The organism is Cedecea davisae DSM 4568, assembly GCF_000412335.2.
GTDB classification, from domain to species: domain Bacteria; phylum Pseudomonadota; class Gammaproteobacteria; order Enterobacterales; family Enterobacteriaceae; genus Cedecea; species Cedecea davisae.
Map to the genome: position 1 here is coordinate 1,550,305 of NZ_KE161030.1, position 12,246 is coordinate 1,562,550.

Consider the following 12,246-nt stretch of genomic DNA (forward strand, 5'->3'; position numbering starts at 1 on the left):
CCGCCCTGCGAGTCAGATCTTCTTCAGCTCCGGCAGCAAACGTACCGTCGTTTTGACTATCTGCATTAACTCTTCGTAGCTGGCGTTTTCCCGCGCGCTGACCGACATCCCCTGAATAATACAGCACAGATATTTTGCCAGGCAGCGCACATCGCGCTCTGCCGGTATTTCGCCTTTCTGCTGATGCTGCTCAAGGAAGCGGATCAGCGTCTGCTCCTGCACGGCGTGCCGGGCCTTTATCGTGGCGGCAATATCTTCCGAAGAAGCCGCCAGCACCGACGAGGTGCAGATAATAAAGCAGCCCGCGGGCGTGCTTTTGTCGGTAAAACATTTTGCCACCGCAGAAAGATAGTTCTCCAGCGCGGTTTCCATCGTCTGCTCTTCGCACAGCAGGCAGGCTTCATGCTTTGCCGCAAACCGTGCGATGTAGCGGTCCAGCACCGCGCGGAATAGCCCTTCTTTGTTGGTGAACTCCGCATACAGCGTGGGCGCTTTTGCCCCGGTGGCTTCTACCAGATGCGCCATGGATGTTGCTTCATAGCCATGCTGCCAGAAGAGTGTCATGGCCTTGTCGAGTGCCGCTTCCCTGTCAAACACTTTTGGACGGCCACGGCTTTTTTTGCTGCAACTTAATGTCTCGGTTGCCATATCTGCCGTTTAACCTCTGTCTAATTAGTGAACACTTATTATAAAAATAATCGACGACAGTAGCCAGAGGCTTGTTATGAAAAATAATTATTTCTTATCACAATGAAAAATAGCGCTTTTTTTAATTACTTAACGTTCGTTATTAAAATGTGTTGACGTGTGACGCAGATCACGTTTATCATTTTTCTATCGATCGTTAACTAATTCGGGTTGGCGACCTAAATAATCACCTGCTTAGGACATTTACGATGAAAACTTTAACTACTCTGTTCGCTGCCGCCGTACTTAGCTCACTCTCATTCGCAAGCTTTGCGGCTGTTGAAGTCTCCGCCACTCCGGCCGGTCAGCAGAAAGTCGGCACCATCAGCGCGGACGCGGGCAGTAATCTCTCTTCCCTGGAAGAACAGCTGGCCGCCAAGGCCGATGCAATGGGCGCTAAATCGTTCCGTATTACCTCCGTTAACGGTCCGAACACCCTGCACGGTACAGCAGTCATCTATAAATAAGCCGGACGTTAACCCTCAATACGTTTGACCTTATTCGTTATATGCCACTGCAAGCAAAAGGCCCTGTCTTTCGACAGGGCCTTTTTTTTACGCATAAAATCTGAATCTAGATTTCGTTTGCTGGCTGGTCAGCCGTATGAGCATTGACGTTAACCGGCATCCCGGAGCGGTGCTCCATTGCCTGCGCCATGACCTGAGCGTCGGTCTGCGGCGCGTCACGGAACTGCTTCATCGGCTCGTTGAGCACAATCGGCAGCACTTTTGGATCGTCATCAATGGCTTTGGACAACGGCTGGTGAACTTCAACCAGGCGGGAACCGTCCGGCTCGATGGAGGTTTTGATTGGCGTATTGATGATGCGCACCTGGGTGCCGACCGGAACTTTGTTAAACAGCGCTTTAATGTCACCGTCGCGCAGGCGAATACAGCCCGAGCTTACACGCATCCCGATGCCGAAGTCGGCGTTGGTGCCGTGCAGCAGATAAACGCCGCCGAACGCAGCGAGGCGGATCGCATGGTGGCCCATCGGGTTATCCGGCCCCGCAGGAACCACGGCAGGCAACTTCACGCCCTGAGCCAGATAGCGGGCGCGAATATTTGCCGTTGGCGTCCAGGTTGGGTTGGCGCGTTTATCGGAGATCTTTGTCACCATTGTTGGAGTCAACGTATCGCCACCCAGCTGGCCGATGCCAATCGGGTAAACGGTGACGCTATTTTGCCCGGCAGGGAAGTAATAGAGGCGCAGCTCGGCGAGGTTGATAACAATACCTTCGCGCGGCACGTCGGGCAGCAGCATCTGGCGTGGGATGGTCAGCACGCTACCGGCACGCGGAACGTAAGGGTCGACGCCCGGGTTGGCCTGCAATAAAGCCAGGAAACCGACGTTGTACTTCTTGGCAATCGCCTCCAGCGAACCGCCGTCGTTCTCAACCTGGTGGAACAGGTTTTTGCCAATCAGGCGGCTGTTGGCGGCGGGAAGCGGGTAATCGTTAGCGCTGGCGGGCAGCGCAATAACCGCCGCGCCCATCAGGGCCACGGCGGCAAACCAGCGGCGGAATAACAAAGTACGCGTTGCAAACATAGCTTAAACCCTGCGTTTAAAATGGCTAATTTTATTAGACAGATAAACGCCAATTATCGGCTAGCGGAATGTCGGGAAGTCCTGGGAGATTGCAAAGAATGTGTAAATGTCACAGAAAGTTGCGCCTTACCGGACGGTAAGGCGCAGTGGGTTATGCGGCGGCGTTTTCCGCCAGGCTGTTCATGAAGTTACGCACCCATTCCATCCGCGTTTTGCGGTCGGCAAGTTCCTGAATAAACTTCAGACGGGTCGGCCCGTCGAGGCGGAAATGCTGCGGCTGCTTTTGCAGCAGGCCAATCAGCCAGACCGGATCGACATGGTTTTTCTCGGCAAATTCAATCACACCGCCTTTCTCGTTACCTTCAATCTTACGCACGCCGAGCTTCTGCGCCTGCTGGCGCAGGGCGGCGATGTCCAGCAGATTGCGGGCCGCGTCCGGCAGCAGGCCGAAGCGGTCGATAAGCTCAACCTTCAGCTCGTCCAGCTCGTGCTCGCCCTTCGCGCTGGCGATGCGCTTGTAAAACGACAGGCGGGTGTTCACGTCAGGAATAAAGTCGTCCGGCAGCAGGGCCGGCATGCGTAGCTCGACTTCCGTCTGGCTGTTGGTGAGATCTTCCAGCGACGGCTCACGGCCTTCTTTCAGGGCATCGACGGCGTTTTCCAGCAGTTCCATATACAGCGAGAAGCCGATGGTTTCCATTTGCCCGCTCTGATCTTCGCCCAACAGCTCGCCCGCGCCGCGAATTTCCAGGTCGTGAGTCGCCAGAGCGAAGCCCGCCCCGAGATCTTCCAGAGAGGCTATTGCCTCCAGGCGTTTCTGTGCGTCGGTGGTCATCGCTTTAGGATGCGGCGTCAGCAGCCAGGCATAAGCCTGATGGTGCGAACGCCCCACGCGGCCGCGCAGCTGGTGGAGCTGGGCGAGGCCAAAGTGGTCGGCTCGTTCGATGATAATCGTGTTGGCGGTCGGGATATCGATCCCGGTTTCGATGATGGTGGTACACACCAGCACGTTAAAACGCTGGTGGTGGAAGTCGTTCATCACCCGTTCCAGCTCGCGCTCGCGCATCTGGCCGTGACCGATGGCAATGCGCGCTTCCGGTACCAGTTCGGCCAGTTTGTCGGCGGCTTTCTGAATATTTTCTACGTCATTGTAGAGGTAATAAACCTGCCCGCCGCGCAGCACTTCACGCAGAATAGCCTCACGCACCACGAGGCTGTCGTATTCGCGCACAAAGGTTTTTACCGCCAGGCGGCGAGCCGGAGGCGTGGCGATAATCGACAGGTCGCGCATGCCGCTCATCGCCATATTCAGGGTTCGCGGAATTGGTGTTGCGGTCAGGGTCAGGATATCCACGTCGGCGCGCATCGCTTTGATGCGCTCTTTGTGGCGCACCCCGAAGCGGTGCTCTTCGTCGACGATCAGCAAGCCCAGATCGCGCCACTTCACGTCGGCCTGTAACAGCTTGTGGGTGCCTATCAGAATATCAATCTTGCCTTCGCTTGCCTGCTCCAGGATCTGCGTTTGTTCTTTGGCGCTGCGGAAGCGGGAAAGCATTTCAATGCGCACCGGCCAGTTGGCAAAGCGGTCGCGGAAGTTGTCCAGATGCTGCTGCGCAAGCAGGGTGGTTGGCACCAGTACCGCGACCTGTTTGTTGTTCTCCACGGCCAGGAAGGCGGCTCGCATAGCGACTTCGGTTTTGCCGAAGCCCACGTCGCCGCAGACCAGCCTGTCCATCGCCAGCGGGCGGCACATGTCGCTCAGGACGGCATTGATTGCCTGAGCCTGGTCCGCCGTGGTTTCGAACGGGAAGCTGTCGCAGAACAGCTGATACTGCTCGCGGTCGTGCTTAAAGGCGAAGCCTTCTTTGGCGGCACGCATCGCATAAATGTCGAGCAGTTCGGCGGCAACGTCACGCACTTTTTCCGCGGCTTTCTGGCGCGCGCGGGACCAGGCATCGCTGCCCAGTTTATGCAGCGGTGCGTTATCGTCCGCGCCGCCAGCATAGCGGCTGATAAGATGCAGGGACGAGACCGGAACGTACAGCTTCGCGTCGCCCAGGTAGGTCAGCATCAGGTATTCAGCGGTGATCCCGCCAGCCTCCAGCGTCGTCAGCCCCGCATAGCGGCCAACGCCGTGCTCGAGGTGAACCACCGGCTGGCCTGGATGCAGCTCGGCCAGGTTGCGGATCAGGGTGTCCGGGTTAATGGTGCGGCGGCTGTCCTGGCGGCGACGGCTTACGCGCTCGCCCAGCAGGTCGCTCTCGCAGATCAGCGCCCGGTTGCGCAGGGTGTCAATAAAGCCGTGCTCGCTGGCGCCAATCATCAGGTAACGGCCGGTGCCTTCGGCTTCTTCAAGGCGATAAATGCGTTTTGGCGCAACTTTAATGCGCCCCAGCAGTTCGCCCAGCGCTTCACGGCGGCCTTCGCTCTCCACCGAGAAGACAACCGGCCCGGTAAAGGACTCAAGGAATTTACGCAGGCTGTCCAGCGGGGCTTTCTGCTGCGCCTGTACCGCCAGGTCCGGCAAGGTTTGATAACCCAGATTAACGTTGGCCGCTTTCTTCGCCAGAGAGTCGGTTTTGAGCTGAACACGCGGCCAGGCTTTTAGCTCGCTAAACAGCGAGTCGGTCTTCAGCCATAAATCTTCCGGCGGCAGAAGAGGGCGCATCGGGTCAACGCCGCGATTCTCAAAGCGGGCGTTAGCGTCCAGCCAGAAGCGTTCGGCACTGGCTTCCAGGTCGCCGGTATTCACCAGCAGCGTGTTGGTCGGGAAGTAGCTGAACAGCGTCGGCAGCGGCTCGCTAAAGAACAGCGGCTGCCAATATTCGATACCCGCAGGTAAAGTGCCTTTGCTCACCTGCTGGTAGATGTGCTCCGCGTCGCGCTTAACTTCGAATTTATCCCGCCACTGGCTGCGGAACAGCTCGATGGCGTTTTTATCGGTCGGGAATTCATGGGCGGGCAGCAGGTTAATGGCTTCCACTTCTTCCAGCGTGCGCTGGGAGTCCACGTCGAACACGCGCAGGCTGTCGATTTCATCATCAAAGAAGTCAATGCGGTACGGCTGGGCGCTGCCCATCGGGTAGAGATCGAGCAGCGCGCCGCGGGTGGCGAACTCGCCGTGCTCCATTACCTGATCGACGCTGCGGTAGCCGGCCTGTTCCAGCTGAGCACGCAGATTATCACGCGATAAGCGCTGGCCTTTTTTCATCACCAGGGCGTGGCCGTGCAGGTAGCTGTGAGGGCACACCCGCTGCATCAGCGTATTAACCGGCAGGATCAGCACGCCCCGCTGCATGGTCGGCAACTGGTAAAGGGTGGACAGGCGTGAAGAGATAATTTCCTGATGCGGAGAGAAGCTGTCGTACGGCAGCGTTTCCCAGTCCGCGAGGTTCATCACCAGGCTGTCGGTAAACTGGGAGACTTCGTCGTGCAGGCGCAGGGCGTTCTGCATATCCGGGGCAATCAGCACCACCGGGCCGCTATGGCGCTCGACGATTTCGGCCACCTCGGTGGCGCAGGCCGAACCGGTTAACTCTCCAAGCAGGCGCTGTTCAGCGGCTTTAGCGGGTAAGGAATAGCGATATTGTTCAGGCATAGAAAGCGTCAGGATCTCGTAGGTTATGCCGCAGCCAGGCCCGGCATAAGAGGTGCATTAAGTCATGAACAGATAGCGATTATTATCCTTGATAGTAGAACATTAGCAACCATCGGAGGCGAAAAGAGAAGGCAAAAAGCTTGCTGAAAGGGTGTCTATTGAGCGGGCTAGCCGATGTGCCTTCCCTCTTTCAGGCACAAGATAAGAGGGAAGGGCGAACTTGTAAAAACTACGCGGTGATCTCAATCTCAATCTGATTGATTATCGTGTTATTTGCACCGCTGAGCATTTCCGGAGGGGTGCTTTCTTCTTGATAAGGCCCCAATTCTTCGACCCTTAAAAATAGAGAGTAATGACCTGGATTAATGCCCTCGGGAATTTTACAATTAAGTGAAACCTCTTCCTCTTTAAATACTGGCATTATAAACATAGGATCATGAGCTATCTCATAAGTTTCACCCGCGGAATTGCTTATTACAGCATAAAGCTCAAAGTATATTGCATTACCTAACCCGTTCTCCATATCGAATAACAGGGATGAATGAACGACCAGTTCATCATTTGGTTGTAATACCGTTTCATCACTGCTGATAGATTTTACTAAATGCAGGTAATCATAAGGGTTTCTGTGCTGTACGATAAAATCAACCGGGTTAGAAATTTCATCGTTTTTAGGTTTCAAATAAAATGTATCTTGTGAGTGTAATTGATTGTATAGCAAGTTGAATGTTAATTGTTCACTCTGCATAAATTCGGTCAGCTGTAAGGAAAATGTGGCTGTATACTCCCCTGCGCCATGAGTTAAAATAGAGGTTTTTTCTGTTTGATTATAATTGCTTGATTTATCATTAACCAATAATGTGATATCAATGACTTCATTTGGTTGCCGATCGTACCAAAATTTAACTGAAACCTCATTAAGCCCTGGGGAGTAATATGGTTTTGATGTGTCTATATTAGTGAGTAGGATAATATCTCCATAGACTACATCTTTATCTTTGTTTCGTATGTTATGTATAAATACCGTGCCGTCATTCGTGGGCAGAAGTTTACTTGTAGAAAAGTCAGAATTATCAGTGTCATCCTCTACAAATGCCAGTAAATAGTCATTGTAGGGAGCTACAGCGCTAAAGTCTAATGTCATGGCGCATTTGTTTAAGCCTGAAGTATCAATATTGTATGTGCCAGAGCCCAGTTTATAAATCGCATTATAATATTTTCCTACAATATAGCAGCCAATATTTTTAGGTGCGGATATGCTGCTGGTAATTTCGAAATTGACATCGACAGGCTTGTTGGTAAATGCCTCTTCCGGTATCGTCGCATTACGGCTAATAACTAATTCATCGGAGATGTGTTTTTTTATTGTGATATCATAAGAAATTATCTGGTCAGCATCGTCTCTTAATGGTCGGTAATCTTTGCCATCTTCACTGTAAGTCAGGGCAATGCTCCGTTTTCCGTAGGTGGCATCAACGGGAATATCTATCTGCAATTCTATTTGAGCATTATTCCCTGCCAGCAGGGATAATTCTTGAGGGAGAGTCAGGAAAGAGCGCCGCACGCCTGCGCTATCGAATAAAACCGCTCTGTAATAGCCGGTAAAGTCCTTGCCTGGCGTTGAGACCTGAGCTTTAAGATGTGTGGAATTTCCGGGGAAGCCCTCAAGGCCACCGATATCCAGGTGTGATATCAGCAACGTTTCTTCTTTTGCGGGTTGAATACCAATATAGAGTTTTCTTGCTTCGATACCTGATTTATCGAGTTCTTTCTCATACCACTCGCCATCCCAGCCATAGTTAAATGAAAAATAATCATCATCTGCATAGCCATCACAAACGACAGCATGGCCTGGGATCCTGACCATTATAACTCTGCCCAAATCCAGCTCTTCTCTGAGGAGTCGACTTATTTCCTGAATTGTATATCCTTGTTCTTCTTGTTTATACAGCACGATTTTTGTCAGGTTTTTGTCGTAGCCGAAATTGTTTACCATTGCCTCAGCAAGACATCCTTCATTACCCGGTGAACCTGCATCAAAAGTAGTTTGGGCTGCGTACCCTGCATGGTATAAAAAAGTGGATGTTGCGTTTTTTTGTTCCTGTGAGCTGCCGTTAGTAAGATCATCCGGCATTAAGTCCCAGTGATATTCATAGCCATCAATATCCATTTCTGGCTGGAGCTCAGTGGTAAAGTATTCTGGTAAGGTACCGGTAGCAAATGGGGGATGATTATAGTATTTCATCACCTGCCCTCCTGCAATTCCAGCACATCCCATGGCGATGTATGACTGATCGAACACTTCATTGTATGGGCGACCCTGACCCCATTCTGTAGTGGTGAGCGGCCCTACAATTAAATCTGATTTTTTTCTGTCAATGCGTTTTATTTTCATTTTTTAACGCCTTATATTTTCTTCGTGAATGAATTTCAGTCTTTTTTACAGGGATCTTGCTGAAATGGCATATATCACGCGGTTGGGCTGATGTCCCTTTCCTCGTTTCGGGTGAAAGAAAAGAGGAAAGGGAGGCTTTATAGAAGTTACGCGGTGATCTCAAGCTCAATCTGGCTGATGATTGTGTTATTTGCGCCGCTGAGCATTTCCGGAGGAGTGCTTTCAGCCTGGTAAGGTACCATCTCCTCGGCTCTTAAAAAGAGGGTATAACGGGCAGGAGCAATGCCCTCGGGAATTTTACAATTAAGTGAAACATCTTTTTCTTCGAGTGTATTTATCAAAAAGTCAGAGGCTTTACCTATATTATAAGTATCACCATCTGCATTACTTAATACCGCATAAAGTTCAAGGTCTACAATGTTACCTACCCCGTTTTTCATATCGAATAGCAGGGATGAATGAACGGTTAGTTCATCATTTGGCCGTAATTCTTTTTTGTCACAATCAATAGATTTAACCAAATGCAGATAATCATAAGCATTTCTGTACTGTAGGATGAAATCAACAGGGTTGGAAATTTCATCGTTCTTAGGTTTCAAATAAAAAGTATATTCTTCCAGTGCTTTTTGGGATAGCAGGTTAAACGTTAATTTCTCACTCTGCATGAAGCCGCTAAATGGGATGTTAAAGGTGGCTGTATACTCCCCTGCCTCCCCGACCAGTATGGTAGTTTCTAGTGATCTATTGTAGTTGCTTGATTTGTCATTTATTAATAATATAATTTTTATTACACCACCGACTTGCTTATCACACCAAAATTTAAATGAAACTTTATTTGTGCCTGGGGTGTAAAATGGTTTTGATGTGTCTATGTTAGAAAGAAGAATAACATCGCCATACACTACATCTTTATCTTTAACACGTATGTTTTGTATGAATATTGTACCGTCATTTGTTGGCAGAAGTTTGCTGGTGGAAAAATCAGCATCATCAGCATCATCCTCTACAAATGCCAGGAAATAGTCATTGTAGGGATCCACATTACTAAAATCTAATGTCATGGTGCATTTGTTTAAACCTGATGCATCAATATTGTATGTGCCAGACCCCAGTTTATAAATCGAGTTATAATATTTTCCTACAATATAACAACCAATGTTTTTAGATGCAGATATGCTGCTGGTGATTTCGAAATTAACATCGACAGGCCTGTTGAGAAATGCCTCTTCCGGTATTGTCGTATTACGGTTAATAATTAATTTATCGGAGATGTATTTTTTTATTGTGATATCATAAGCAATTATCTGGTCAGCGTCGTTTCTTAATGGCCGGTAATCTTTACCATCTTCACTGTAAGTCAGGGCTATTCTCCGTTTTCCGTAGGTGGCATCAACGGGAATATCTATCTGCAATTCTATTTGAGCATTATTCCCTGCCAGCAGGGATAATTCTTGAGGAAGAGTAAGGAAGGAGCGCCGTACGCCTGCACTATCGAGCAAAACCACTCTGTAATAGCCGGCAAAGTCCTTGCCTGATGTTGAGACCTGCGCTTTAAGGCGGGTGGAATTTCCGGGGAAGCCCTCAAGGCTACCGATATCCAGGTGTGATATTAGTAACGTTTCATTTTTTGCCGGTTGAATACCAATATAGAGCCTTCTTGCCTCGATATCTGAACTGTCAAGTTTTTGCTCATGCCATTCACCATCCCAGCCATAGTTAAATGAAAAATAATCGTCATCGGCATAACCATCACAAACGACAGCATGGCCGGGAATGGCTGTCATTATAACTCTGCCCAAATCCAGCTCCTCCCTGAGGAGTTTACTCACTTCCTGAATTGTATACCCTTGCTCTTCTTGTTTATACAGCACGATTTTTGTCAGGTTTTTGTCGTAGCCGAAATTGTTTACCATTGCCTCAGCAAGAAATTCTTCATTACCAGGTGAACCCGCATTAAAAGTGGTTTGAGCTGCATACCCTGCATGGTATAAAAAATTGGATGTTGCGTTTTTTTGTTCCTGTGAGCTGTCGTCAGTAAGAACATCTGGCATTAAGTCCCAGCGATATTCATAGCCGTCAATATCCATTTCTGGCTGGAGCTCAGTAGTAAAGTATTCTGGTAAGGTACCGGTAGCAAATGGGGGATGATTATAGTATTTCATCACCTGCCCCCCTGCAACGCCAGCACATCCCATGGCGATGTTTGGATTATCGAACACTTCGTTGTATGGGCGTTCCTGACCCCATTCTGTTGTGGTGAGCGGCCCTACAATTAAATCTGGTTTTTTTCTGTCAATGCGTTTTATTTTCATAATATTAATACCTGATATTTTCTATGCGAAAAGATTTACTCTGTTTATTATTTACATGGCGGCGTGATTTTTAAGGTGTAAATAATTTCCTGAGATGAATTTGATTGCGATCCTACTCCTCCTCAAAGCAATGTGAATATTAATATTGTTGTGCCGGTGCCATTTAATTCTTTATTTCAATAAATATAAGGGCGGAGGGTTATTTTCTGAAGGGTTAAAAATATATCCTGGTTTATAAGAAGATCGTGCCAAAGAAAGAATTAATTGATTTAAAATCAAAATGATACGTTTTAATTGCTGGCTTTTTTGTAAGTGGAGGGAATCGCATGCATTGGTGTAAGTTGTCGATATTTATGGTTATTTTGGGAGGGTTGCCCTGCGCATTTTCAGAAGTGCAGGGCAAAATGCTGCCTTTAGACGACGCTAAGCCACGATTTTAGCCGGAGGGGAGAAGAACATATCCCCGAACAGCGCCACCGAAAGCTTGCGGAAGCCCAGCCCTGCCAGCGTGCAGATAGCCAGGCTGATAAACGGATAAACCAGCAGAATAGCCAGCAGCAGCGGGCCGGAGAAGCTGCCGTTATTGATGCGGGCTATCATTATCAGGCTCATCGCCTCTATCAGGATGCGGTGCGTGGTGTAAATCGCGATGGTATTTGAGCCGACCACGTTAAGGAATGAGTTCGCGCCGGTTTCGCGCCAGCCGTCCAGCAGATAGAACACCCGCAGAATAACCACGATAGAGACCAGGGAAATCACCAGCGGGACGTTGACCAGGTAAAGCGCCATAGCGCCGCAGGCGACACCCGCGCAGGTAAATGGATGGCGCGAAAAACGGAAGTCTTTCATCCAGGCCATTAACAGCGGGCCAAACCATGCCCCGAGGCCGTAATAAACCATATTACGCACCACGCTGTTCAGCCCCCACCACGGCAGCGGCATAAAAGTAATAGCGATGTTTACCGCCATCAGCAGGATAAGTACCGGCATGCGGTAGCGGCGCAGCGCCTTAAAAATAACGAAGTAGACCAGCAGGGCGTACAGATACCACAGGCTGGTGCTTGCCTTCGCCATGCTGGCGGCAAACTGCCAGAAGGTATCGGCGTAGGCGGCGTTGGAGGTTGGGTTGCGATCCAGATCCGGCGCCAGCCACTGGTTCAGATGGGTAAGGGCAACCCACTGAATCATCCCCCAGAGCACCAGCACGTAGAAGATGCTCCACAGCCGTTTGTCCACGCTGTCACGCCATCTCACTTCGTGGATGTAGCGGGTTATCAAATAGCCGGAGATAAAGAAAAACACCGGCATACGGAACGGGGCAAGGTAGAGATTGAGGTACACCCAGAGTTTGGCGAGATACAAATTGAAGCCAGGCCCGAGCGTGGTGAGGTGAGGGTAGAAGGTGATAACCGAATGGTAGATAACCACCAGGCAAATACATAATCCTTTGATTTGATTAATCCATAGCTGCTTTTTCTTCATGCCATATCCACGTCTTTATGTTTTATCGTCGTCATTGGCCTTTTATCCTGGCGGCATCACGCGGCGAGCACGACCTCAATTGTCTGTATTTGGCGCTGATTTGGTAAATTTAGGAAAAGTTGCAGGCGCTTGAGAAGTAACGGGAATAATTTAGGGTATTGAATTCATTTGGCCGGGGAGGTGTCGTATACTTCCCGGATCTTTGTTTGCTCGTGATACTTCAA

General features: G+C 49.8%; 7 protein-coding genes. 1 reads left to right on the plus strand and 6 read right to left on the minus strand.

Annotation, left to right across the window (positions count from 1 at the left end; translation table 11 throughout):
* Positions 1–12 precede the first annotated feature (12 nt).
* Entirely contained in the window at positions 13–648 is a 636-nt protein-coding gene (locus HMPREF0201_RS07255) for a TetR/AcrR family transcriptional regulator (protein WP_016535886.1), read from the minus strand.
* A 248-nt stretch (positions 649–896) separates the two neighbouring features.
* Between HMPREF0201_RS07255 and bhsA the strand changes: the two genes are divergently transcribed.
* Positions 897–1,154 (plus strand): multiple stress resistance protein BhsA, encoded by a 258-nt coding sequence (bhsA, locus tag HMPREF0201_RS07260; protein ID WP_016535887.1) that lies wholly within the window; start codon positions 897–899, stop codon positions 1,152–1,154.
* Between the two features lie 106 nt (positions 1,155–1,260).
* On the opposite strand, the gene ldtC is transcribed toward bhsA, so the two are convergent.
* The 5 genes from ldtC to HMPREF0201_RS07285 all read right to left on the minus strand — a co-directional run bounded on the left by ldtC (position 1,261) and on the right by HMPREF0201_RS07285 (position 12,022).
* Positions 1,261–2,235 carry a L,D-transpeptidase LdtC gene (gene ldtC, locus HMPREF0201_RS07265; protein WP_016535888.1) on the minus strand — a complete coding sequence of 325 codons (975 nt, stop codon included), beginning with the start codon at positions 2,233–2,235 and terminating at the stop codon, positions 1,261–1,263.
* Positions 2,236–2,386: 151 nt separating this feature from the next.
* Positions 2,387–5,833 (minus strand): transcription-repair coupling factor, encoded by a 3,447-nt coding sequence (mfd, locus tag HMPREF0201_RS07270; protein ID WP_016535889.1) that lies wholly within the window; start codon positions 5,831–5,833, stop codon positions 2,387–2,389.
* A gap of 229 nt (positions 5,834–6,062) precedes the next feature.
* Positions 6,063–8,228, minus strand: coding sequence for a C10 family peptidase (locus HMPREF0201_RS07275; protein ID WP_016535891.1), 2,166 nt, complete (start codon positions 8,226–8,228; stop codon positions 6,063–6,065).
* Between the two features lie 146 nt (positions 8,229–8,374).
* On the minus strand, positions 8,375–10,540 hold the full coding sequence (locus tag HMPREF0201_RS07280) for a C10 family peptidase (RefSeq protein ID WP_016535893.1): 2,166 nt from the start codon (positions 10,538–10,540) through the stop codon (positions 8,375–8,377).
* A 423-nt stretch (positions 10,541–10,963) separates the two neighbouring features.
* A complete protein-coding gene (locus tag HMPREF0201_RS07285; protein WP_016535894.1) occupies positions 10,964–12,022 on the minus strand; it encodes an acyltransferase family protein in 1,059 nt (352 codons plus the stop codon).
* Between the last annotated feature and the right edge of the window lie 224 nt (positions 12,023–12,246).